The sequence below is a fragment of the Deinococcus wulumuqiensis R12 genome, from assembly GCF_011067105.1.
In the GTDB taxonomy this organism is placed as follows: Bacteria; Deinococcota; Deinococci; order Deinococcales; family Deinococcaceae; genus Deinococcus; species Deinococcus wulumuqiensis.
This window is the reverse complement of sequence record NZ_CP049357.1, coordinates 1,233,795-1,257,194: the sequence shown is the minus strand read 5'-3', so window position 1 is coordinate 1,257,194 and position 23,400 is coordinate 1,233,795. Positions and strand designations below refer to the sequence as shown.

23 protein-coding genes are annotated in these 23,400 nt (G+C 66.5%); 15 read left to right on the top strand and 8 right to left on the bottom strand.

Annotation, left to right across the window (positions count from 1 at the left end; translation table 11 throughout):
- Positions 1 to 54: 54 nt before the first annotated feature.
- From G6R31_RS06215 to G6R31_RS06200, 4 genes are all read left to right on the top strand, one after another.
- Complete coding sequence (locus G6R31_RS06215) at positions 55 to 477, top strand: OsmC family protein (RefSeq protein ID WP_017869940.1); 423 nt, start codon at positions 55 to 57, stop codon at positions 475 to 477.
- Positions 474 to 1,340, top strand: a complete 867-nt coding sequence (locus tag G6R31_RS06210; RefSeq protein ID WP_017869939.1) for a PhzF family phenazine biosynthesis protein — start codon at positions 474 to 476, stop codon at positions 1,338 to 1,340. The genes G6R31_RS06215 and G6R31_RS06210 overlap by 4 nt, the downstream gene beginning before the upstream one ends.
- Before the next feature lie 291 nt (positions 1,341 to 1,631).
- Positions 1,632 to 3,197, top strand: coding sequence for a phospholipase D-like domain-containing protein (locus tag G6R31_RS06205; protein WP_017869938.1), 1,566 nt, complete (start codon positions 1,632 to 1,634; stop codon positions 3,195 to 3,197).
- Between the two features lie 4 nt (positions 3,198 to 3,201).
- A complete protein-coding gene (locus G6R31_RS06200) occupies positions 3,202 to 3,705 on the top strand; it encodes a hypothetical protein (RefSeq protein ID WP_017869937.1) in 504 nt (167 codons plus the stop codon).
- 211 nt (positions 3,706 to 3,916) lie between these two features.
- On the opposite strand, the gene G6R31_RS06195 is transcribed toward G6R31_RS06200, so the two are convergent.
- On the bottom strand, positions 3,917 to 4,333 hold the full coding sequence (locus tag G6R31_RS06195; protein WP_017869936.1) for a pyridoxamine 5'-phosphate oxidase family protein: 417 nt from the start codon (positions 4,331 to 4,333) through the stop codon (positions 3,917 to 3,919).
- 131 nt (positions 4,334 to 4,464) lie between these two features.
- On the opposite strand from G6R31_RS06195, the gene G6R31_RS06190 reads away from it, so the two are divergent.
- The 3 genes from G6R31_RS06190 to G6R31_RS06180 are packed head-to-tail and all read left to right on the top strand — an operon-like array spanning position 4,465 to position 6,189.
- Entirely contained in the window at positions 4,465 to 4,965 is a 501-nt protein-coding gene (locus tag G6R31_RS06190) for a GNAT family N-acetyltransferase (RefSeq protein WP_017869935.1), read from the top strand.
- Between the two features lie 10 nt (positions 4,966 to 4,975).
- Entirely contained in the window at positions 4,976 to 5,602 is a 627-nt protein-coding gene (locus tag G6R31_RS06185; RefSeq protein ID WP_017869934.1) for a MazG family protein, read from the top strand.
- On the top strand, positions 5,599 to 6,189 hold the full coding sequence (locus G6R31_RS06180) for an NUDIX hydrolase (RefSeq protein WP_017869933.1): 591 nt from the start codon (positions 5,599 to 5,601) through the stop codon (positions 6,187 to 6,189). The genes G6R31_RS06185 and G6R31_RS06180 overlap by 4 nt, the downstream gene beginning before the upstream one ends.
- A gap of 226 nt (positions 6,190 to 6,415) precedes the next feature.
- Here G6R31_RS06180 and G6R31_RS06175 read toward each other — a convergent pair whose 3' ends face one another.
- The 3 genes from G6R31_RS06175 to G6R31_RS06165 form a co-directional block, all read right to left on the bottom strand.
- Positions 6,416 to 7,447 (bottom strand): PEGA domain-containing protein, encoded by a 1,032-nt coding sequence (locus G6R31_RS06175; RefSeq protein ID WP_017869932.1) that lies wholly within the window; start codon positions 7,445 to 7,447, stop codon positions 6,416 to 6,418.
- Between the two features lie 167 nt (positions 7,448 to 7,614).
- The gene (locus G6R31_RS06170; protein ID WP_017869931.1) at positions 7,615 to 8,385 is read right to left on the bottom strand and encodes a PQQ-binding-like beta-propeller repeat protein; all 771 of its coding nucleotides are present in this window, start codon (positions 8,383 to 8,385) and stop codon (positions 7,615 to 7,617) included.
- Between the two features lie 92 nt (positions 8,386 to 8,477).
- The gene (locus tag G6R31_RS06165; protein WP_017869930.1) at positions 8,478 to 9,362 is read right to left on the bottom strand and encodes a hypothetical protein; all 885 of its coding nucleotides are present in this window, start codon (positions 9,360 to 9,362) and stop codon (positions 8,478 to 8,480) included.
- Between the two features lie 90 nt (positions 9,363 to 9,452).
- Between G6R31_RS06165 and G6R31_RS06160 the strand changes: the two genes are divergently transcribed.
- Positions 9,453 to 10,253, top strand: coding sequence for a TerC family protein (locus G6R31_RS06160; protein WP_017869929.1), 801 nt, complete (start codon positions 9,453 to 9,455; stop codon positions 10,251 to 10,253).
- 84 nt (positions 10,254 to 10,337) lie between these two features.
- Here the strand turns inward: G6R31_RS06160 and G6R31_RS06155 are convergent, their stop codons facing one another.
- Positions 10,338 to 11,654 carry an AI-2E family transporter gene (locus G6R31_RS06155; RefSeq protein WP_017869928.1) on the bottom strand — a complete coding sequence of 439 codons (1,317 nt, stop codon included), beginning with the start codon at positions 11,652 to 11,654 and terminating at the stop codon, positions 10,338 to 10,340.
- A gap of 169 nt (positions 11,655 to 11,823) precedes the next feature.
- On the opposite strand from G6R31_RS06155, the gene G6R31_RS06150 reads away from it, so the two are divergent.
- The 7 genes from G6R31_RS06150 (at position 11,824) to G6R31_RS06120 (ending at position 19,261) form a co-directional block, all read left to right on the top strand.
- Positions 11,824 to 13,470, top strand: coding sequence for a methylmalonyl-CoA mutase family protein (locus G6R31_RS06150; RefSeq protein WP_025567349.1), 1,647 nt, complete (start codon positions 11,824 to 11,826; stop codon positions 13,468 to 13,470).
- A gap of 379 nt (positions 13,471 to 13,849) precedes the next feature.
- Positions 13,850 to 14,248 (top strand): IS200/IS605 family transposase, encoded by a 399-nt coding sequence (gene tnpA / locus G6R31_RS06145; protein WP_152423542.1) that lies wholly within the window; start codon positions 13,850 to 13,852, stop codon positions 14,246 to 14,248.
- The gene (locus G6R31_RS06140) at positions 14,249 to 15,397 is read left to right on the top strand and encodes an RNA-guided endonuclease InsQ/TnpB family protein (RefSeq protein WP_017869925.1); all 1,149 of its coding nucleotides are present in this window, start codon (positions 14,249 to 14,251) and stop codon (positions 15,395 to 15,397) included.
- Between the two features lie 53 nt (positions 15,398 to 15,450).
- The gene (locus tag G6R31_RS06135; RefSeq protein WP_017869924.1) at positions 15,451 to 16,767 is read left to right on the top strand and encodes an HD domain-containing protein; all 1,317 of its coding nucleotides are present in this window, start codon (positions 15,451 to 15,453) and stop codon (positions 16,765 to 16,767) included.
- Between the two features lie 82 nt (positions 16,768 to 16,849).
- On the top strand, positions 16,850 to 17,932 hold the full coding sequence (locus G6R31_RS06130; RefSeq protein ID WP_040384160.1) for an App1 family protein: 1,083 nt from the start codon (positions 16,850 to 16,852) through the stop codon (positions 17,930 to 17,932).
- Positions 17,933 to 18,038: 106 nt separating this feature from the next.
- On the top strand, positions 18,039 to 18,764 hold the full coding sequence (locus G6R31_RS06125; RefSeq protein WP_225983357.1) for a hypothetical protein: 726 nt from the start codon (positions 18,039 to 18,041) through the stop codon (positions 18,762 to 18,764).
- On the top strand, positions 18,761 to 19,261 hold the full coding sequence (locus G6R31_RS06120) for a DUF1999 domain-containing protein (protein WP_017869921.1): 501 nt from the start codon (positions 18,761 to 18,763) through the stop codon (positions 19,259 to 19,261). The genes G6R31_RS06125 and G6R31_RS06120 overlap by 4 nt, the downstream gene beginning before the upstream one ends.
- 258 nt (positions 19,262 to 19,519) lie before the next feature.
- On the opposite strand, the gene typA is transcribed toward G6R31_RS06120, so the two are convergent.
- The 3 genes from typA to G6R31_RS06105 all read right to left on the bottom strand — a co-directional run bounded on the left by typA (position 19,520) and on the right by G6R31_RS06105 (position 22,993).
- Positions 19,520 to 21,301 carry a translational GTPase TypA gene (gene typA / locus G6R31_RS06115; RefSeq protein ID WP_017869920.1) on the bottom strand — a complete coding sequence of 594 codons (1,782 nt, stop codon included), beginning with the start codon at positions 21,299 to 21,301 and terminating at the stop codon, positions 19,520 to 19,522.
- Between the two features lie 288 nt (positions 21,302 to 21,589).
- On the bottom strand, positions 21,590 to 22,162 hold the full coding sequence (locus G6R31_RS06110; protein WP_017869919.1) for a type 1 glutamine amidotransferase domain-containing protein: 573 nt from the start codon (positions 22,160 to 22,162) through the stop codon (positions 21,590 to 21,592).
- A 123-nt stretch (positions 22,163 to 22,285) separates the two neighbouring features.
- On the bottom strand, positions 22,286 to 22,993 hold the full coding sequence (locus tag G6R31_RS06105; protein WP_025567332.1) for a tetratricopeptide repeat protein: 708 nt from the start codon (positions 22,991 to 22,993) through the stop codon (positions 22,286 to 22,288).
- Positions 22,994 to 23,400 lie beyond the last annotated feature (407 nt).

The following is a 23,400-nucleotide window of genomic DNA, read 5'->3' as shown; positions in this document are numbered from 1 at the left end:
GGTTAGTAGACGTGCCTTTCATTGTTCGTGCGCCGCACCCGCTATCCTCGCGCCATGAGCAGCAAAAAGACCCTGAACGTCACCTGGCTCGGTGAGCAGCGTTACCTCGGCGTGAGCGAAAGCGGGCACCAGCTCCTGATCGACAACAGCCCGGTCAAGGTGGGCGTCTCGCCCATGGAAGCCCTGCTCGGCGCGCTGGCGACCTGCACCGCCTACGACGTGGTCGAGATCATGAAAAAGCGCCGCACGCCGCTCGCCAGCTACCGCATCGAGGTCGAGGGCGAGCGGGCCGACACCGACCCCAAACGCTATACCCGCATCACCGTGCGTCACATCGCGGCGGGTGAGGGCGTAAGTGCCGAGGCCCTGAACAAGGCCGCGCACCTGAGTCACGAAAAATACTGCTCGGTGGCCGCCAGCCTGAACAGCGAAATCGTGGTCGAGACGCGGCTGGAAGGCGAGTCCGCCGCCTCGTGAACGCGGAGGAGGCCGCAGCGCCGCTTCCCGTCCGCTTCCGCGTCTTCGCGCCGCGTGGCCTGAACGGGGGGAGACAGGACGGGGGCAAGCAGGTCAGCGTCTTTGGGGACGCGGCAGGCGACCTTCAGGCACGGGCGGCAGGCGCAGGCACGCCCCTGAGTGTCTTTGTCGAGGCGGCGGGGCTGGAAGGGGTGCGGCTGCGCACCTTTACCCCGCAGCGCGAGAAGGGCGAAAGCGACTCGGCGAGCGTGGCGGCGCTGAGCTGGCTGCAAAGTCAGGGCCTGCTGGCCGACTTTGCCGAGGTGCAGACCGGCGAAAGCCGCACCTCCGCGCAACTGTGCGGCGGCGAGTGGCTGCTCTCGCAGGGAGCGCCGCAGGTGTCGTCGTGTCCGCTGGGGCTGCCTGAACTCTCGCGGCGGCTGGGGGTCCATGTCGTCAGCGCCCACCTGTCGAGCGCCGGGCGGCCCAACCTGGTGCTGGAGGTGCCGGACCTCGATGCTCTGGACGGGTACGTGCCGGACGCCGGGGCCATCGTCGCTGTCGGTGAAATGGCCCGGAGCACCGGGCTGGTGCTCTACACCCTGGCGGCACCTGACGAGGGACCGCAGCGCCGCGCCGACGTGAGCTTCCGGGCCTTCGGGCCACAGCGGGGCTTTCTGGAGGACGCCGCGAGCAGCAACATGGGCGCCTGTCTGGTCGCGGTGCTGGGGGAGCGCGGGCAGTGGCCCGAGGGCAGCAACGTCCTGCGGGCGGCGCAGCGGCAACCGGGCCAGCCTGCCCTGCTCACCGCACAGTTTTCGGTGCCCGGTGAAGCCGTCTGGGTGGGCGGACGGGCCGAAGCCCTGTCCACCGTCGGAGAGTAATTCCGTCCCGTATCACACGGATTCCGATTGAATCTGGTAGTTTCAGATTCAATCCGACTTGCAAAGCTGCGCAGCAGAGCGGATGCGAGTAGGAAAAAATACGGATTCCGCGATATGGATGCACAGGCGGCGCTTTCCCGACTGTGCAGGAATTAAGCGGAATCCGTATCAGACGGCCCCGGTGTGCAGGGACGTGCCGGACGCCGGGCAGATTCCGGGGCCAGACTCCGGGCGCAGACTCCGGGCCAGGCCACAGAACTTCGTCAGGTGCCGCCCCTATGCTGGCGTCCGATGAGACGACTGCGTTCCTGGCTCCTGTCCCGGGGGCGTCGGCGGCACAGGCTGCTCGCGGCGCTCGCACTGCTGGGAAGTGGGCTGGGGCACGCGCAGGGCCTGCAGGGGGTTCCCGTGGGCCTGGGTCCGGTGCGGCCCGCGCAGCCTTTGTTCGCACCCGCTTGCGCTGCGCCGCAAAGCCCGCTGCAACGGGTCGTCTGGGACGTGACCACGGCAGGCGGCACCCGCACCGACCTGAGTTGCCACAACGCTTTTGTCGGCCTGCCGCGCACGCCGCGCAGCCCCGCACTTCTGCACGACGCCTTCGACGACCTCGCCGCCCAGATTCGGGCCGCCCGCAGCGAGGTGCTGGTCGCCAACATGCAGTGGGACTTCGGCCTGGGGTTGCCCGGCAGCACGGTGGCGGGCGCGGTGGCCGACCTCTACGCGCAGGTCCGGGCACGCCCCGCCGACTACCCGCAGGGCATGGCGGTGCGGTTTTCGCTGGGCGGCTACCCCGACCTCGTGCGCACGGTGGACGGCGGCACGCAGGCCCTGTCCCTCGCCCGTGACCTGCGGCTGCGCGGGGTGCCGCTCAGCGACCCGGCGCTCGGCTGGCGTGTGAGCATCCTCAATTATCCGTACTTTCCGCACAGCCACGTCAAACTGCATGTGATCGACGGTCAGGACCTCACGGTGGCGGGCTACAACTTCAGCTGGACGCAACTGCCCCGCTCGGAAGGGGGCAACTCGCAGCACGACGTGGGCTTGCGGATGCGCGGGCCGGTGGCGCAGGCGGGGGTGGCGGCGTTCGACGACCTGTGGCGGCACTCGCAGCAGCTTCACTGCCCGCCGGACGTGCTGCCGGTGGACGTGTTCGCCCGCTGTGCGCTGGGACGCGCCGAGGCGCCCAGTCATCCCCTCGCCGCGCAGTTCGCGCTTCCGGCGGGGCAGGCACGGGGCTACCTGCTCTACCGCCGTCCCGGTGACGACCAGGCCGACCGGGGGCACCTCGCCCTCATCGCGGCGGCGCGGCGCAGCATCGACCTGATGCAGGTGGACTTCAGCCCCGAGCCGGTCTGCTGGGGGGCGCACCTGGGGCCGGACGGGTGCGGGGCCGATGCGCCCGGTTTTCCGGTCTACCTGCGGGCGCTGCTGGGGGCGCTGGAACGCGGCGTGCGGGTGCGGGTGCTGCTGATGCCCAACAGCTCCGGCCTGGAGCGGCCCGGCAACCGTGCGGGCGTGGCGCTGCTGCGGGCCGAGGCGCGGCGGCGCGGGCTGGAGCATCTGTTCGAGGCCCGCTTCGTCACCTTCACCATGCACGACAAGACCGTGACCTTCGACCGCGAACTGGCCCTGGTCGGCAGCATGAACTTTCATTTCAGCGCCTGGGGTCCGCTGGGGCTGAACGAGGCGGCGCTCGTCACCGACGACCTGCAGGCCGTTTCGCAGCAGGAAGCGACCTTTGACCGCGTCTGGCAGTCGGACACCCTCAGCCGCCCGGTGCCGCCGGAGTGGTGGCTGCCCTACGTGCGGCCCTTCCCCGCCGCCTCATCTGCGGGTGCGGGCGCTTCTCTACACTGACGCCATGAAACGTTTCGCGCTGCTCGTGCCCCTGGTCGTCGCGCTCGGTTCCTGCGCTCCGGCGGTGACGGGGCCGCAACTCGGGCGCATCGTCAACGGCAGCACCGGCGAGGAAGGCACGGTGTCCATCGTGCGCGGCACCCTGCGTCCGGTGGTGGCCGACCCCTTCGCGCCCGACAACGTGACCATCGAAATCGGCGGGCAGACCTACCGGGGCCGCTCGCAGGTGGTGGGCCGCGCCGGTGCTGCCCTGCCCGCAGGCTGGGGCCTGAGCGTGGGCGTGGGCGGCAGCACCCGACCCGGCGACGCTGGGCAGGCGGCGCTCGGCTGGGACACCCGCCTCGACAGCCCCCGTCCCGCCGAGGTGAGCTACAGCGGCAACCTGATTGCCCGCACCGCCGGCGCCCGTGTCCGCACCCTGACCTGCACCCTCACGGTGGACGCCCGCGAGCGCGGCTTCGGAGAATGCACGGGCGAAAACGGCACCAAGTACGCCCTGCAATTCTGACGCGGGTTGAGAGCAAAAAGAAAAGCGCCTCCGCACCGGCACTGGGCGGAGGCGTCACAGTTCCGGGTTGTCCCGCTCATACGGATTCCGCTTCATTCCTGCACAGTCGGGAAAGCGCCGCCTGTGCATCCATATCGCGGAATCCGTATTTTTTCCTACTCGCATCCGCTCGGATTGAATCTGAAACTACCAGATTCAATCGGAATCCGTATCAGGGCTTGATTTCGCCCTCGTCGCCGTTTTGCCAGTAGGCGATGCGGAGAGCCTCGACCCGAATCATGCACAGACCCGGCGTGTCCAGGCCCTGCTCGAACCACTGGCCCAGGTCCGGCGTCCAGTGCGGCTGCATGGTGGGCCGGTGCTCGGTAACGGTGGCGCGGCCCTCGACTGCCACGAACAGGCCGCCCTTGCCCTGAAAGCCGAGGCTGACCTTGGCGTCTTTCTCGATGTCCTGCACGGTGCGCGAGTCCTTCCAGGTGAAAAAGTACGAGTTGCCGTCGTACTCGACTTCCCCGTTGTTGCTCATGGGGCGCTGCGCGATGTGCCCGTGTGAAGTGTGGGTGGCGAACATGCACAGGTCAATGCCGCGCATGTCCTGCGCGAGCGCCTTCAGCGTTTTCTGGGCCATGACAGGAGTGTGCCGCGCCGCAGCGGGCCGGCGGATTGCAATTCTTTCAAGGGGACTTGGGAAAGGCGGCGCAGAGAGTGCAGATAGACCGCTGCCGCGCCCGCTGCGGACCGCCGTGCTTTCCTCTGGGCATGACCTTCCGCGTCCGTCCCGCCGTGCTTGCCGACGTGCCCGGCATTCTCGACATCTACAACCACGCCGTGCTTCACACCACCGCGACCTACGACCTCGAACCCGTTTCGCTCGACTCGCGGCTGAGCTGGTTCAGCGCCCGGCAGCAATCGGGCTTTCCCGTGCTGGTGGCCGAGGGCGAGGGGGCAGAGGTGCTGGGCTTCGCCTCCTACGGGCCGTTCCGGGAAAAAGCCGGGTACGCCGCCACCGTCGAGCACAGCGTCTACGTGCGTGAAGGACACCAGGGCGCGGGCCTGGGACGGGCGCTGATGACGCCCCTGATCGCTGCCGCCCGTGAGCAGGGCCTGCATGTGATGCTGGGCGGCATCGACGCCGACAATGCCGGGAGCCTCGCGTTTCACCGTCGCCTGGGCTTCGAGGAAGTCGCGCACTTCCGGCAGGTGGGGCGCAAGTTCGGGCGCTGGCTGGACGTGGTGTTTATGCAGCTGACGCTGGACTAGACTCGCAGCCATGCAAGAGCTGCTGACCGTCATGCGCCGCCTGCGCGGGCCGGGGGGCTGCCCCTGGGACCAGGAACAGACCCACGAGACGCTGCGTCTCTACCTGCTCGAAGAAGCGGCTGAGGCAGTCGACGCGGTGGCCCAGGGACCGCAGGCGCTCGCCGACGAACTGGGTGACGTGCTGCTTCAGGTCGCCTTCCACTCGGTGATTGCCGAGGGCGAAGGGACATTTTCGTATGCCGAGGTCGAGCGCGGCATCGTGGACAAGCTCGTTCGCCGTCACCCCCACGTCTTCGGGCAAACGCAGGTGAGCGGCAGCGAGGAGGTCGTAAGCAACTGGCAGGCGATCAAGGCCGCCGAGCGTGGGGGAAAGCCCCGCAGCGCCGCCGACCGCGTGCCCGCCGCGCTCGGGGCACTCGCCCGCGAAGCCAAGACGCAAAAAATTGCTGGAACAGCCAAAACGGGTCGTGAGGGGGTCGCCGCCGCCCTGAACGCCGCCCCCGACAGCGAAGGTGGCGTGGCCGAGGTCCTGGCCGCTGCCGTCGCCTGGGCCAGAGGGCTGGGCGTGGACCCCGAGGTCGCGCTGCGGGCGCACACGGCCCGGACCCTCGCCGCTCTGCCGGACGAGGCGCGATGACCGGCCCCCTGCACCACGACCCACTGGACGACGTGCAGGCCGACCCCTGGGCGCTGTGGCTCTCGGGCCGCACCCGCACCGCGCTCGACCTGCCGCACTACCGCCGCGCCGCCGTGCTGGTCGCCCTGACCCGCGAGGCCGACCCCCGCGTGCTGCTCACCGTGCGCTCGGGCGACCTGCCGACCCACAAGGGCCAGATCGCTTTTCCGGGCGGCAGCCTCGACGCGGGCGAGACGCCCACCCAGGCCGCCCTGCGCGAAGCCGACGAGGAAGTGGGCCTCGACCCCCGCCGGGTCACGCTGCTGGGGGAACTCGACGACGTGTTTACCCCGGTGGGCTTTCACGTGACGCCCGTGCTGGGGCGCGTCGCACCTGAAACGCTGGAGACCCTCTGCGTCACGCCCGAGGTGGCGCAGATCATCACGCCCACGCTGGCCGAGCTTCGGGCGCTGCCGCTGGTCCGCGAACGCCGCACCTTGCCTGACGGAACCGAGGTGCCGCTCTACCGTTACCCCTGGCGCGGCTTCGACATCTGGGGCATGACGGCGCGGGTGCTGCACGACCTGCTGGAGCAGGGGCCGGGTTGAGTGGTGCTCCCGCTTGATTGAGAACGCGGCATGTCCGTAGCACCTGTCGAGAAGCCACATTCCCTTTGCCATGAGCTATGAGCTATGGGCTCTGAACAGCCTCTTCATGGCTCAGTGCCAGTCGGCGCACGAGGCTTGTGACCAACTTTGCACGGTATCCATAAGAGGCTGCCACGTAAAAAACCCCCACCCGCGACGGGGAGGGGGCTTTGGCGCTCAGGACAGCTCAGCGAGCGGGGGTGATGGTGACCGAGGCGTTCTGGGTCACGTTGTAGGTGTTGACGAAGGTGCGGTAGCCGGGGGCGATGATCACGACTTCGTGGCTGCCACGGGCGACGTTCAGGGCCAGGCTGCCGTTGCGGATGGTGCCCGCTTCCACGCCGTCCACGAACACGCGGGCGCCGTTCACGCTGCTGCGCACGACGAAGCTGTAGGTGCTGACCACAGGGGCGGGCGCGGGGGTCGCGGTGCGGTTGAACTCCACGTTCAGGTTCGTGGTGGTGTTGGCACGCACGGTGATGGTGGTGGTGTAGTCGGCGAAGCCGGGAGCCTTGACGCGCACGGGGTAGCTGCCGGGGGCGATGCCGCTGTAGGTGGTGTTGGCGGCGCCCAGGGTGCGGCCGTTGATGATCACGCTGCTGCCGGGGACGTTGGTGCCCACGAACAGGCTGCCGGTGGTCACGGGAGCGCGGGAAGCGACGCTGAAGAACGCGGTGTCACTCACCCAGCTGTTCTGGGGAATGGGGTTGACCACGATGCTCAGGGCCTGGGCCAGCTGGTCCTGACCACGGGTCGAGGCCGTGGCGAACTGGTCCTGGGTGGTCTTGAACGAGGTGATCTGGTCGAGGTTCAGCGGCTCGAGGCTGGCGAGGGCCAGGACCTTGTTCAGACCCACGGGGCCGGCCACGTTGAAGGTGAAGTTGTCGCCCTGCGCGGGGAAGGAGACAGTGGTGTTCGCCTTGACGAAGTTGCCGCCGCTGTTGCTCAGGCGGTTGGGGAGAATCTGGGTCACTTCGCCGCTGCTGTCCACGTTGAACAGGTAGACGTAGGCGTCGCGGTTGACGGTGGTGCTGATCCGGATGGATTCACCGTCGATGTACACGGGGTTGGCGTTGCCGGTGTTGTCCTTGTCCACGCGCACGCTGACGCTCAGGTCAGGCTGGGTGGGGTTCACGATGATGCTCTGGGCGCTGATCTTAGGGGCGGCGAATGCGGAGCTGGCCAGCAGGGCCACCGGAATCATCAGAAACTTTTTCATGTCGTCCTCCGGGAAAGAGATTAAGCGGGCGAAAGTGACGGGCCATGAGCGAAACAGGCTGGAACATTAATAGTGATTCAGCCCACCGTCAGGAAGGTGACGTGCCGCGTCAGTTTGCCTGCGACGACATGCTCCCACCGACGCGCCAGGAAAGCGGCCCCTGGAGGTCAGCGCCCTCTGGGCGGGTTGATGATCGGCTTTTGCCCCGCCTTGCCGTACCAGTCCACCTTGGCCGTGAACAGGCCGCAGTCGTCCTGGCGCAGCGCCGTTACGAAGCGGTTGTCGTACTTCAGGTTGCTCTTGCCGGCCTGACGCGAGAGCACCTTGCCGCAGCCGGGCCGCTCGGGAAGCGTGAGGCCGATGTAGGTGCGCCGGGCCTGTTCGAGGTCGAGGCGCACCAGCGGCAGCCAGGCCCCGGTGGGAACCTCCAGATTCAGGCCGTAATCGAGCAGCACGGCGTATTTGCCGGTGTACCCCAGCAACTCGCCTGGCTTTTTGAACCGGATTTCGCCGCCCTCAAGCCCCGCCACGATCACGCGGGGAATCCGGGGCGGCCCCCAGACCGCCGTGACCAGCACCGTGCCCGCCGTGACGCCGCGCAGGTCGAGGTCGGTGGAGTCCTCGTCGGAAATGGGGGTCTGCCACAGCCGCTTGCCGGTGCCTGGGGCAAACGCGGTGAGGGAAGCGCGGCGGCTTTTGCCCTCGCTGCTCAGGACCAGCAGTTTGCCGCCGCTGACCAGCACTTCGAGCGTCTGCGCTTCCCGGAACAGGCCCTTGTTGCGCCACATTTCCCGCCCGCCCTTTTGCGCGACGAGGGCGCCGGGCCGGGCGATATACGTGACCTTGCCCGAGGTGGTCTGGGCACGGGGGGCGGCCAGGGCACAGGGCCACAGGGCCACACCGGAAACCAGGGCGAAGGTGGCAAGAACGCGGCGCATCCGCCCAGGCTAAAGGCCGCCCCGCCCCGGCGTCAGGGGCCAGAGCGGGAAGAGGGCAGGGGAAAAGATTTAGGGACGGGAGGTAGGCTTTCTCAGGGCTTGAACCCCTGCACGCTGACGGTCAGGACGTAGCCGCCGTCCTTTTCCCAGGGCCGGATGCCCAGCGTGCCGAGGGCCTCGCGCCCGTTGAGGTCTTTCAGGCCGTAGGTCACCACCCGCAGCGGCCCGGTGGCCGTGTCGGTCAGGGCCTTCCAGCCCGCCGCCTTCAGTTGCGCCGAGTAGTGGTTGAACACCTCGCCCGCCGCCTTGTCGGTCTGCACCCACACGCTGCTCAGGCTGCCGGAGGGGCCGGTGGCGGGGTACTTGACCGCACTCTTGCTGCCGGGCAGGGCACGTAAGAGCGGCAGGCTGGAACGCGGCATGTAATTCGGCTGCTTTTTCAGTTGCGCGAGTTGCTGCTGGCCGATGGGATTGAGGACGATTTCCACGTTGCTGCTCTTGCCGGTAGAGATGACTGTGGCGTTCAGGGCAAAGGGCGTGCTGCCTTCACGGTAGAAGTTGAGAAAGTTGGGCTGGTAGTTGCCCTCGAAGCCGATGGGTTGGCCGGATTGCTGCATTTTCCAGCCCTGCGCCGTGAGTTGGGCTTGCAGGGTGTCGCGGGCAGCGGAGGCGCCCAGCGGCGCACTGGCGAAGACCCGGTAAAAAGCCGTGCCGTTTCCCGGATATTTGGCGCGGACTGTTGCCGCCACCTCGAACGGCGCCGGGAGCTTGAGCGGCAGCGCGGCGGGCAGGCCGTAGGTGACTTCAGCCTGCGAACCGGGGCCGAAGTTGCTGAGCAGCAGCCGCTCGGCGAGTTTCTGCGCCTGCGCCGGGGTGGGGGCGGGGCCACTGAGCGTCACGGTGGGCGCCGCAGGCACGGTCTGGGCCAGGGCAGAAGAAGCGAGAAGGGGAAGCAGGAGAGAGAGTTTTTTCGACATGGGGTCAGTGTAGGCCGCGCTCCGGCCCCGAACATCCGACTTTCGGTGGAGGCGCGGCCCGGCCAGGAGAGGGCCTACACTGCGGGTGCGATGCTTGACGTTCTGTCTGCCCTGAGTACCCCCGAGGCCCTGGTGGGCGTGCTGAGCCTGACCCTGCTCGAACTCGTGCTGGGAATCGACAACATCATTTTCATTACCCTGCTGGCTTCTCGTCTGCCGCAGCGGCAGCAGGCCCTGGGGCGCACGCTGGGGCTGGGACTGGCGGTGGTCACCCGGCTGGCCCTGCTCGCCAGCGTGACGTGGTTGACCGGGCTGACGCAGGCGGTGGCGACCGTGTTCGGTCACGGCCTGAGCGTGCGTGACCTCGTGCTGCTCGCCGGGGGCCTGTTTCTGATGGTCAAGAGCGTGCGCGAGATGAGCAGCATGGCCGCCGACCCGCTGGGCACCGACCCCGCCAGCCGCCAGCCGATTTCGCTGGCCTCGGCGCTGCTTCAGATTCCGCTGATCGACCTCGTGTTCAGCCTCGACAGCGTGATTACGGCGGTGGGTGTCAGCGGCAACTTCCCGGTCATGGCGACGGCGGTCATTCTCTCCATGCTGGTCATGATCGCCGCCAGTGGGGCCATCAGCCGCTTCATGGACGAGCATCTGCCGGTCAAGCTGCTGGCGACCGCCTTCCTGCTGCTGGTGGGGTCCTCGCTGGTGGTGGGTGCTTTCGGCGTGGAAGTGCCGAGCGTCTACCTGTACTTCACCCTGCTGTTCGCCGGACTGGTGATGCTCTTTACCGTTCGGGCCGCCCGCAATGTCCGCAGCACGCTGGTCGAGCAGGCCCGCGCCGAAGCCCGCGAGGAGCTGCGCCGCGAGATGGAGGAGCAGGACCTGCTCAGGTAACAGGTCGCTGGGGGCAGAGAGAGGGCGCCGCGCGTGGATTGACTTCGCGGCGCCCTCTCTCTGCTCCTGCGTTGGGGGGCGAGTTCAGGACGGGCGGAGCTTGTCCGGGGCCGCCGCAGGCGAAACCGGCTGCCGCTCTTCCTCACTGTCGGGTTGTTCGAGCGCCGCCGCGAGGTCGAGGTCCCCTTCTTCCATCTGGCGGCTCAGCTCGGCTTCCTTGGCTTCCTGCTCGGCTTTTTCGGCCTCGGCCTTTTCTTCTTCCTCGCGGTCGAGCTGCTCCTCCACCTTGCCGCTGATCAGCGCCATCGCCACCGCGTCGGGGATGTCGGGGGCGTCTTGCAGGTAGAACTCCTGGTAGATGGCCTTGATGATGATGAGAAAAGGGACCGTCAGAAAGGCCCCCACGATGCCGAACACACTGCCGAACAGCAGCACGCCCACCGTGACCGACAGCGGGTGCAACTTGCCCGCGCCGCCGAGGAGAAACGGCCCCAGCACGAAGCCCGACACCTGCTGAAACGCGAAAACGAACAGCGCGACGTACAGGCCCTTTTGCGGGTCGTCGGCAGCGGCGAACAGCACCGAGGGAATGGTCGCCACAATCGGTCCGATGTTGGGCACGAGTTCGCCCAGCGCGGCCAGAATGCCGAAAATCAGCCAGTTGTCCACCTTCAGCAGCATCAGCCCGAGCGCGGTGCAGGCCCCTGTAACCAGCATGACGAGGACGGTGGCGCGGCCCCAGGCGCCGAGCTGCTTGAGAATCTGCGCCAGGGCGCGGGCGGCGGGCAGGCGGTGACGCGGCGGCACCGCGCCCAGCACGCCGTTGACCAGCGGCACCGGGTTGCTCAGCACGAACACCACCATCACCAGCATCACCAGGCCCATGAACAGCCCGCCCACGACGGTGGACACGACGTTGGGCAGCCGCTTGGCGGCGGAGGTGGTAAAGTCCCCGGCCTGCTCGATCAGCCGGTGAACGGATGCCTCGGTGAGCACCGCGTCGATGGCGGGATAGCGGTTGATCAGGGTATTGAGCCGCTGTTCCAGAGCCGGCACGCTGTTGGGCAGGCTGCTCACCAGCATGCTGCCCTGTGCGATGAGCGGCGGCACGGCAATCAGGCCGAGCAGGGCCAGCACCAGCACCACCAGCACGACCGTCAGGGCGCCGGCGACGGGGCGCGGCAGCCAGTGTTCCAGCCAGCGGGCCACCGGGTTGAGTGCCGTGGCGAGAATCAGGGCCAGCGTGATCACCAGCAGCGCTGCCCCCACCTGTCCGAAAAAACTTAGTGCCAGCAGGATGGCGATGATGCCCGCCGCCACCGGCAACAGGTTGACGACCTGTACGCTCCCGGTGTTTCGGGGGGGCGGCAGCGAAACCGGAGACCAACGATGCTTCGTCATGTGTTCCTCATGATGACGGGTGAAGGCTGACGTGGCCTTTAAGGAACGGCGGTGAGCACAGGCGCCCGCGCAGGTCGTGCGGGCGAAAAAGCCCCCATTTTCTGCTATTTTGGAGGCCACCAAACAAGCGTTTGTTTTGTCGCCCGCGCCCGGAGGTGCCCCCATGCCCATGAAGACGAAAAACGAGTGGATGCAGAGCGTCTACCAGCCTGCCACCCAGAAATTTCCCGAGCGCAAGTACAACTTCAAGAACCTGTCCGACATGGACCCGGAGCCGATTTACACCGCCGACGACCTGAAGGACTGGGACGCGGGGCGCGACCTCGGCTACCCCGGCGAATTCCCGTACACGCGCGGCGTGCAGAGCAGCGTGTACCGGGGCAAACTCTGGACGATGCGGATGTTCGCGGGCTTCGGCAGCGCTGAGCAGACCAACGAACGCTTTCACTCGCTCCTGAAGGCCGGGCAGACGGGCCTGAGTACCGCCTTCGACCTGCCCACGCTGATGGGCTACGACTCCGACCATCCGTTCAGCAAGGGTGAGGTGGGCAAGTGCGGCGTGGCGGTCAGCAGCCTCGCCGACATGGAAATCCTGTTCCGGGGCATCGACCCCGAAGCGGTCACGACCTCCATGACCATCAACAGCCCCGCCAACGCCATCTGGGCCATGTACATCGCCAACGCGCAGAAGCAGGGCAAAGACCTGACCAGAGTCGGCGGCACCATCCAGAACGACATCCTCAAGGAATTCATCGCGCAGAAGGAATTCATCTACCCGCCCAGCCCCAGCGTGAAACTGGTCATCGACACGTTCGAGTGGGGGCCGAAAGTGCTGCCCAAGTGGAACTTCATCTCGGTGAGCGGCTACCACATCCGTGAGGCGGGTGCGACGGGCGTGCAGGAACTGGCGTTTACGCTGGCCGACGGCTTCCACTATGTGGAAAAGGCGCTGGAACGCGGGCTGGACATCGACGAGTTCGCGCCGCGCATCAGCTTTTTCTGGGACATCCACAACGACTTTTTCGAGGAAATCGCCAAGCTGCGGGCTGCCCGCCGCATCTGGGCGCGGCAGATGCGTGACCGCTACGGCGCGAAAAATCCGAAAAGCTGGATGCTCCGCACGCACTCGCAGACCGCTGGCGTAAGCCTGCCCGCGCAGCAGCCGCTGAACAACATCGCCCGCGTCGCTATTCAGGCCCTCGCCGCTGTGCTGGGCGGCACCCAGAGCCTCCACACCGACGCCTTCGACGAGGCGCTGGCCCTGCCCACCGAGGAAAGCGCCGCGATTGCCCTGCGCACCCAGCAAATCATCGCCTACGAGACCGGCGTGGCGGGTGTTATCGACCCGCTGGCGGGCAGCTACTACGTCGAGAAACTCACCGACGACATCGAAGCCGCCGCGATGGGCTACATCGAGCAGATTCGCATGATGGGCGGTGTGGAAGCGGGCATCGACAACGGCTTTTTCCAGCTGGAAATGGCCGAGGCCGCCTACCGCTACCAGCGCGAGGTCGAGACCAAAGACCGCATCATCGTGGGCGTCAACGAGTACGTGCAGGACGCGGTGGAAGTGCCCATCCAGATCATCGACCCCGCCGTGGAGGAGTTGCAGGCCAGCCGTCTCGCCCAGGTCAAGCGCGAACGCGACCCGCAGCGGGCCGAGAGAGCACTGGGAGCTTTGCGCGACACCGCCGTGACAGGTGCGAACTCCATGCCCGCCTTCCTGGAATGCGCCCACGCCTACTGCACCCTGGGTGAGCAGATGGACGTGCTGAAAACCGTGTACGGCGAGTACACCGAGCCGGTGATGGTCTAAATCCAGTTTTTGAGGGGCGCGGCGGGCGGGGCAACTCGTGGGCCGCGTCCTCTTCGATGCCGTTGATGTCCTGGGAGATGAAGCACAAAAAAATCCGCCCTTCTCGGACGGTGATAAAGACAGAATAACGACCTATACGCCTCCTGTCAAATCGATGCATTTCGTCATAAAAAATGCGTGCTGGACGCCCTTTGGCTGAGGGGCGGAAGAACGTTATGCAGCCTGGGCGGGTCATCCGGCGCCGTCCGTCTGCTGACCAATTGAACCGCGCAAGCCCCTCCCTTCAGGGATGGGGTGAGCGGTTCGCCTCCAAAGGAGGCATTGAGGCTGAAGCCTTGCATTAGATAGCTGCCTCATATATAACGCCCTTATGGCGAAATTGGCGCTCCGGTACAAGTCCAATCGCAATGTGGTTTACTCCTGCAAGTACCACGTTGTCTGGACGCCCAAGTACCGTAGAAGCGTGCTGGTAGAAGGCGTAGATGTACGGCTCAAGGACATCCTGAACGAGCTTTGCACCGACAAAGCGTGTGAACTGCTGGCAGTGGAAATCATGCCCGACCACGTTCACCTGTTGGTGGAGGTAGACCCCCAGTTCGGCATCCACACGTTCGTCAAGCTCGCCAAAGGGCGTTCCAGTCGCATTCTGCGCCAAGAGTTCCCGTGGCTGAAATCCCGGCTCCCGACCCTCTGGACCAACTCGTACTTTGTTTCGACGGTGGGCGGCGCTCCGCTGTCGGTCATCAAGCAGTACGTCGAGAATCAAAAGGGCGTCTGAATGAGGGCCTTCCGCTATCGCCTCTACCCCACCAAAGCGCAGGAAACGGCGCTGCTGGACACCCTGCACCTCACGCGGGAGTTGTACAACGCCGCCCTTCAGGAACGCCGGGATGCCTACCGAAAGGCGGGCAAGAGCGTCTCTGTCTACGAACAGATGCGCTCCCTACCCGAAGTCAAGGCAGTGCGCCCGGAGTTCAAGAGAGTTCACGCACACGTCCTTCAGGGCGTGGTCACTCAACTGGACCGGGCCTTTCAAGGGTTCTTTCGGCGCGTGAAGCAGGGCGTCACGGCGGGCTACCCCCGGTTCAAGGGGCAAGACCGCTGGAACAGCTTTGCGTTCAAGCAGGTCTGGGACAACAGCCGAGGGACGTGGTTCGGTCCCGGAAAGGTGCTGGACACTGGGCGTATCTACCTCCCGAACATCGGTAACGTGCGGATGAAGATGCACCGCCCGATGGAGGGCAAGCCCAAGACGCTCACCATCAAGAAGGAGGGCAACGAGTGGTATGCGGTCTACGTCTGTGATGCCCCCACCCGTCCGCTGCCCGACACGGGCAGCGCCGTGGGACTCGACCTCGGCACCACCCACTTCCTCATCACCTCCGATGGGGAGTTCGTGGACAACCCCCGCTTCCTTCAGTCCACCCTGAAAAAGCTCCGGGTGGCTCAGCGGTCCCTGTCCCGCAAGAAGCGGGGCAGCAAGCGCCGCAGGAAGGCCAGGCAGCACGTCGCCAGCATTCATCGCAAAGTGGCGCGGCAACGCTTGGACTTCCACCACAAGGCGGCCCGCACCCTCGTCAATCAGCACGACCTGATCGCCCATGAAGACCTGAACGTGAAGGGTATGGGGCAAGGCAATCTTGCCCGCTCGATTCACGATGTTGGGTGGGGCCAGTTTCTCAACCTTCTCTCCCTCAAAGCGGCAGATGCTGGACGGAGAGTCATCGGCGTAGACCCGCGCTTCACCTCACAACGCTGCCATGCGTGCGGACATACCGAGAAGGCCAACAGGCGCTCTCAGGCGATGTTCGTGTGTGTGTCCTGCGGCCATGAGGCGAACGCCGACCACAACGCCGCAAAGAATGTTCTGGGACGGGCTGTCCCTTCGGGCCTTAACGGGAGAGGACAACCTCATGCCGTGGTCTGAGAAGCCCCTGCCTTTAGGCATGGGGCCTGTCACCGCTGCACTACCATGCCCCCATGTTTCGCCGCCGCCCGCCCCTGCCCCCGTTTCCCCCCGGCGCGGTGCTGGTCGGCGGCGCGGCGCGGGACTGGTTGCGGGGGGTGACGCCCAGAGACTACGACTGGGCGCTGCCCGACCCGGAGGCCGGGGCACGGGCACAGGCGGCGCAGGTCGGCGGCTCGGCCTTTGCACTCGACGAGGCACGCGGCTACTGGCGGGTGACGGCGGGCGACGTGCAGCACGACTTCGTGCCTTTGCCCGCCAGCCTGGAAGACGACCTGCGGCGGCGCGATTTCACGGTCAATGCGCTGGCGATTCGGGAGGGGGGCCGGGTGCTCGACCTGCTCGGCGGGCAGGGCGACCTGAAACGCCGCGTGCTGCGGATGGTCTCGGAGGACAACCTGCGGGCCGACCCGTTGCGGGCGTGGCGGGCGGCGCGGTTCGTCACCACCCTCGGCTTCACGCTGGAGCGGCAGACCGAACGGGCCGTCCGGCAGGTGGCGTCCGACCTGAAAGCGGGCCACCTGCCTTTTCCCGCCTGGGAGCGGATTCGCGACGAGGTTCACGCGCTGCTGCAGTCGCCCGAAGCGGCGCGGGGGTTGCTCACCCTGGACGACCTGGGGCTGCTCGCGCTGACGCTCCCGGAACTGCCGGAAGGGCGCGGGGTGGAGCAGGGCGGCTTTCATCATCTGGACGTGTTTCATCACAATCTGGAAGCGCTGCACCAGCTGCTTGGGCGCCGCCCCGACGCCGACCTGCCCCTGCGCTGGGCCGCCCTGCTGCATGACGTGGGCAAACCGCGCACCCTGGCCCTCGACCCGGAAACGGGCCGCCGCAGCTTTCACGGCCATGACCGGGTGGGGGCCGACCTGAGCACGCAGATGTTGACCCGCCTCAAATTGCCCGGCGAGGAGGTCAAGCGGGCCGCCGCGCTCGTCAAGGCCCACATGGTTCAGCTTCCGGCCAACGAGACGGAGGCGCGGCGCTTCGTTCACCGCCGCCGTGACCTGCTCCCCGACCTGCTGAGCCTGATGCTGGCCGACCGCGAAGCCGCGCGGGGGCCGAGCAGCACACCGGGCAGCCGTCATGCCTACGCCCTGGCGATGGAGCGCGTCCTGGCCGCCCTGGAGGAGCAGCCTGCCGCCCCCGCGCCGCTGCTGGGCGGAGAAGACGTGATGGCGCTGCTCGGCTTGCTCCCCGGCCCCCGGGTGGGCGAGGTGCTGCGGGCATTGGCCGAGGCGCGGGCCTTGGGCGAGGTGGGCAGTGTGGAGGAGGCGCGGGCCTTCGTGCGGGCCTGGCCTGGAGGGAGAAGGGCAGCGGAGACAGGAAGTTAAGAAAGGCGCGCCGCCCCGGGGGTGCGTGGAAAGGGGAGGGGCTTTTAGACTGGGCGGCGTGACTGCAGCCAAGACCGCCAAGATGGCTTTCAAGACCCTGCTGCCTGTTCTGGAGCGGGCCGTGGTGGTGACCGACCGGGCCTTCAGCGGCTATATCCAGCCCCGGCGACTGCGCGGCAAGCTGATTTTGCAGCCGTACGTGGGCTGGGGCACCCCCGCCGAGGTCGAGCTGACCGGGCGGGTGCTGCTCCCCCGCGCCCTGGCGCCCGCCCGCAAGGGTGACCCGCGCTGGCGCAACTTTCGCAATGTGGTGCGCCGCCTGTTCTCGCGCGAGGTGGGCGGGGTGCGCGTGGCGGGCACGCTGGGGGGGCAGACGGTCAGCGGCGTGAGCGACAGCGACGGCTATTTCACCCTGCGCTTTGCCCCCGCCGCGCCCGTGCCCGCCGGGTGGCACGAGGTCGAGTTGCAGATGGAGGGCCGCCAGGAGGGGGCCGCCCGCGCCCGCGTGCAGGTGGTGGCGGGCGCCCGGTTCGGCATCATCAGCGACCTCGACGACACCGTGATTCAGTCGGACGTGACCAGCCTGCCCCGGATGCTGATGACCAGTCTGACCGGCAACGCCCGCACCCGCTCGCCGTTTCCGGGCGTGGGGGCGCTGTACCGGGCGCTGACCCGCGAAGGCGAGGCCCGCAACCCCATCTTTTACGTTTCGAGCAGCCCCTGGAACTTTTTCGACCTGCTGTGGCAGTTTCTGGACTACCGGCGGATTCCGCTGGGGCCGCTCTTTTTGCGCAACTGGGGCATGGACCTGCTCGGCGGACACGGCGGTTACAAGCACGGCGTGATCGAGCGGATTTTCCAGCGCTACCCTGACCTGAAGTTCGTGCTGGTGGGCGACAGCGGCGAAAAGGACCCGGAAATCTATGCCGAGGTCGTGCGCCGTCATCCGGGGCGAGTGCTGGCCGTCTACATCCGTGACGTGACCGAGGCGGGGCGGGACAGCAGCGTTCTGAAGCTGCGCGAGGAGGTCCGCAAAGCGGGCGTGGACCTGGTGCTGGCCGCCGACAGCCTCAACGCGGCGAGTCACGCGCTGGCGATGGGCCTGATTACTCCCGGCGAGTACCGCAGCGTCCTGACGAGTGTGGCCCGCACCTACGAAACCTGACGCGCGGCGGCTTGTCGATCCGGGCCGCAGGGCACAGGTCATCGGGCCAGTGTTCATTGGGGGAGCAGGATTCATCTGTCGGGAAGGCCAGTGTGAAATTATTCGCATGATGCGACCTCACCGCTGCACCTCACTGCTTCTTTTGGGTGGCCTGGCCTGGCTGAGCGCCTGTGGAGGGACGCCTGCCCCTTCCGGCCCGCCCTCTGCGGTGGTCCGGGGATCTGTCCTGTTTCCGCCGCAGGCAGGGACCGCCACCCTGACCAGTGGCGCAGGCGCCCGGCAGGTCAAGGTCCTGACCGCCGAGGTGGACGCTGGCGGCGGCTATCTGCTGACCCTGCCTGCGACCCTGCCGGACGAGGTGGTGTCCGCGTCTCCCGAAAGCGGCCTGCCTGTGACGCTCTGGCAATCGGACAGGCCGCTCACCTGCCAGGGAAGGCCGGTGCTCGACCATCCGGCGGCGCACCTGCTGGTCGTGGACGGCGGGTTCTACAGCGTGGGGGGTAAACGTGTCGGGGAGTTGCTGCCGCAGTCCACGGCTCTGGCCGACGATTCGGGCACCGTGACGACCCTGAAGCTGCTCGTCTACGCGGACCGGTCCGCCACCGTTCAGGGCACCCTGAAGTGCAGCGTGGGGGGCAGGGATGTGAGCGCCGCGCGGGTCACGCTCGATTACCGCTTCAAGCGCGGCTGGAACATGGTGGTCGTGCGCAGCGAGCTGGCCGCGACGTCCACCGAGCTGGATATCCGGGGAAGTGTCAGCCTGCCCCAGGGGCCGAGCTGGAAGTTTCTGCCAACCTTACGCTGCCGGCCCGCGCTACCCTCGGGGCCATGACGCTCTTTCGTTACCGTGCCTTTACCGAACCCGACTTTGAGACCATGCAGGCCCTCGACCTGGCCGCCCAGCGCCGTGAGGCCCCCGGCTACGACACCTTGCCCGAACGCGAACGCGAAGGCCGCCTGAGCAGCAGCCTCGCCGCCCTGCGGCACTACGAGCGCAGCGGGCACTCCTTTGTCGCTGAGGACCACGACGACCGGGTGCGCGGCTACGTGCTTGCCCAGAGCGTGTGGCAGGGGGACCGTCCGGCCCTGCTGGTCCGCGCTCTGGTGCTGGACGACGCGCAGGACGAGGACATGCGCCGGGGCCTGCTGCGGGCGGTGGTCAAAAGCGCCTACGACACCGCCGTCTACGAGGTCCACCTGCCCGTTTCGCCCGAACTCCGCGCCGCGGCCCAGGCCGAGGAAGCCCACCTGACCGGGCACTACGCCGTCATCCACCTCGGCACCCGCGCCGAGAGTGCGCCGGGAGAAAAGCTGCGGCGCGATGGCTGAGGCTGGGAACGGGTAAGGGTCCAGAAGAACCTCAAACGAAAAGGGCCAGACACGAGCAGGTGTCTGGTCCTTTTCGAAGAAGTAGGGCTTATACGGATTCCGATTGAATCTGGTAGTTTCAGATTCAATCCGACTTGCAAAGCTGCGCAGCAGAGCGGATGCGAGTAGGAAGAAATACGGATTCTGCGATATGGATGCACAGGCGGCGCCTTCCCAACTGTATAGGCCCGACTGTGCAGGAATTAAGCGGAATCCGTATTACTTGCGGAAGCTCGGGTTGAGCACCTTCTTGCGCAGGCGGATGCTCTGGGGGGTCAGTTCGACGAGTTCGTCCTCGGCGATGTATTCCAGGGCGTCTTCGAGCGAGAGGCGCTTGGGGGGAATCAGGGTCAGGGCTTCGTCGGCGCCCGAGGAGCGGACGTTGGTCAGCTTCTTGTTCTTGCAGACGTTGACGTTCATGTCCTGCTCGCGGGCGTTTTCACCCACGATCATGCCCACGTACACTTCCTGCCCGGCGTCGATGAAGAAGCTGCCCCGGTCCTGGAGTTTCCAGATGGAGTAGGCGAAGGAGGTGCCGTCTTCCATGCTGACCAGCGAACCGTTCTGGCGGGTCTTGAGGTCCCCGGCCCAGGGCGCGTAGCCGTCGAAGATGTGGCTCATGATGCCTTCGCCCTGGGTCATGGACAGGAACTGGGTGCGGAAGCCGAACAGGGCGCGGGCCGGAATCTTGAATTCCACGCGCACGCGGCTGCCCTGGGGTTCCATGTTGACCATCTGACCCTTGCGGGCGCCCAGAACGCCAATCACGGTGCTGGCGTGCTGCTCGGGCACGTCGATGACGAGGTGCTCGACCGGCTCGTGCTTCACGCCGTCAATTTCGCGGGTAATCACGCGGGGGCTGCCGACCTGCACTTCGTACCCCTCGCGGCGCATGGTTTCGAGCAGGATGCTCAGGTGCAGTTCGCCGCGTCCGGACACCACAAATTCGTCGGGGCGCACTTCTTCCACCTTGAGCGACACGTTGGTCATGACTTCCTTTTTCAGGCGGTCGTTCAGGTGGCGCGAAGTGACGTACTTGCCTTCCTTGCCCGCGAAGGGGCTGGTGTTGGGCTGGAAGGTCATGCTCACGGTGGGTTCGTCCACGGTGATGATGGGCAGGGCCTCGGGTTCCGCGAGGTCGGCGATGGTTTCCCCGATCTGTGCGTCCTCGATTCCGGCCAGCGCCACGATGTCCCCGGCGCCCACTTCGTCCACCTCGATGCGCTTGAGGCCCATGTGGGTAAAGGGCTGCACGACGCGGGTCTTGGTCATGGTGCCGTCTTTGTGCATCAGCTGCACGAATTCGCCCTTCTTGACGGTGCCGCGCGCCACCCGGCCCAGCACGATGCGGCCCAGGTACTCGGAGTAGTCGAGGTTGGTGACCAGCATCTGGAACGGCGCTTCGAGGTCGACCTTGGGCGCGGGAATGTGCTCCAGCACCATGTCGAACAGTTCCTTGAAGTCCTCGCGGGGCTGCTCGAGGTCCTTGAACGCCTTGCCTTCACGGGCAATCGCGTACAGCACCGGAAAGTCGAGCTGGTCGTCGCTGGCGCCGAGTTCGGCCATCAGGTCGAAGGTCAGGTTGACGACTTCCTCGGGGCGGGCGTCATTGCGGTCGATCTTGTTGACCACCACGATGGGCTTGAGGCCCAGCTCGATGGCCTTTTTCAGCACGAAGCGGGTCTGGGGCATGGGGCCTTCGGCGGCGTCCACCAGCACCAGGGCGCCGTCCACCATGCCCAGCACGCGCTCCACTTCGCCCCCGAAGTCGGCGTGACCGGGGGTGTCCACGATGTTGATCTTGATGCCGCCGTACTCGACCGCCGTGTTCTTCGCCAGAATGGTGATGCCGCGCTCGCGCTCCAGGTCGTTGGAGTCCATCGCGCGTTCGGCGATTTCCTCGCCGTGCTTGAGTTCCAGCGTCTGCTTGAGCAGGCCGTCCACCAGCGTGGTTTTTCCGTGGTCGACGTGCGCGATGATGGCGATGTTCCTGTATTCCATAGTTGCTCCCTCGGTACGGAGCTTTTAGCTTTCGGCCCTCGGCCTTCAGCCATCAGCCCTTATGAGCCTGAATTGGCACAAAAAAACCCGCCGCAATTCCAGAGTTCGGAAGGTGGGCGGGATACCCGAACAGAGATTCTAGCAGATGAGGTCGAGGTGCAGTCAGCCGGGGGCACCTTTCGCGCCGCGCAGGCTGGCCGCGCTTGAGGGAACCGACCAAAGGAACAAACAGGAGCGGGAGGCCAGAGCGTCTTGCCCCGGCCTCCCACTCCTGTTTGTCTTGCCGTCTTACTGACGGCGGCTGCTGTGGTCGCCCTCGGCAAACTCCTCGATCATCTTCTTGTTGAAGGCGGGCAGGTCGTCCGGATTGCGGCTCGTCACCACGCCCTTGTCGGTCACGCACTCCTCGTCCACCCACTGCGCGCCGGCCAGCGTCAGCTCGCGCTTCAGGCTCGGCCACGAGGTCATTTTCAGCCCCTGGGCGATGCCGGTTTCCGAGAGGCTCCAGGGGCCGTGGCAGATGGCGGCGATGGGTTTGCCCGCGTCGTACATGTCGCGGACGAAGCGCATGGCGGTCTCATCCAGACGCAGGCTGTCGGGGTTTACGGTGCCGCCGGGCAGCAGCAGGCCGTCGTAGTCGCTGGCCTTGACTTCGGAAACGGTCCGGTCCACCTGGTATTTGGCCTGCGGCTCGATGTCGCCCTTCATGGACTGAATCTCGCCGGACTTGAGGCCGATGAGTTCCGTCTGGCCGCCCGCCGCTTCGATGGCCTGACGGGGGCTGGTCAGCTCGACTTCTTCCACACCGTCGGTGGCGAGGATGGCGATTTTCTTGCCGGTGAGGTCTCTGGTCTGGGTCATGGCCCCAGGCTGACATCCGGCGGTGAGATGCAGGCTCAGGAGGGCCTTAAGATGACCTTGAGCCGGGCTGGCCACAGGAGCAAAAAAAGACTGCCCACTGAGGGCAGCCTGGACCAAACGTGGTTACTTGAGCTTGGCGAGCATAGCCTGGGCCGTCGCCACGTCGCGCTTTTCCCAGAAGGTGCTGCCACTCATGCCGACGGCCTTTTCCAGTTGGGCCTTGGCGCCCGCCTTGTTGCCCTGAAGCAGCAGGGCGTTGGCGTACTCGATGCGGTGAACGGCCTTGCCCGGCTCCAGGGCGATGGCCTTCTCGAAGTTGGGCGCGATCTGTGCCCGGCTCGCTCCGGTGGAGCTGCGGGCGATGGCTCCCTTGGCGTCCAGGTTGGCATGCCACAGGCCCAGGGCAACGTAGGCGCTCGCCAGGTTGGGGTTGAGCTTGACGGCGGTGTCGAGGTTCTTCTTCATGTCCTTGGCCATGCCCAGGCTCTGAAGAATGCCGCTGAACTGAGCCAGGCGTCCCTGGGCGCGGGCCAGCTCGAAGTAGGCGTCGGCATTGTTCTTGTCGGCGGCGATGGCCTGCTTGGCGTAGTCCTGCGCCTTGCTGAACAGCGCCTTTTTCTGGCCGTCGGCCACCAGACCCGCACCGTTGGTGGTCGCTTCGGCAGCCAGGGCGTACCCGGCGCTGGTCTTCAGGGCGGCGGCGGCGTTGGCGGCGTCTTGCCACTTGCCCTGCGTGTACAGGGCCTGGGCGGAAGACAGGGACTGGGCGCCGGCGGTGCTCACGGCGAGGGTCAGGGCCAGGGCGGACAGGGCAAACACAGGGTTACGCATGGACATTCCTCCAGAACTGTGCCCGGCACGGCGGCCAGGGACAAACACGAAACGGATGGCTGGGTTGGTCGTTTGGGAAACTGAACCGAGTATACACAATCAGGGGGCACCCGGAGAAACCCCCCGTTGGGGGCACGCTCGCCGGGTTGTTCTGCACCCGGTGCAGTTCTGTACACGGTCCAAAAGTCGGCCTGCTGTGGCAAAACTCACTGCCGGTAGGCCAGGACTGCGGGTGGGGGCGAGGCGGCTGGCTGGACTTCACGTCACCGGGGGAAGCCACAGGGTCTAGAGCAGTTCTCCGAATTACGTGATGCGCGGAACAGCGCCCCGCATCACTCCATTCTCCGCCCTGCTCAGTGTTTTGCACTCGCTCCGCTCGCCAAAAAGACGCAACGTCTTTTTGTCAA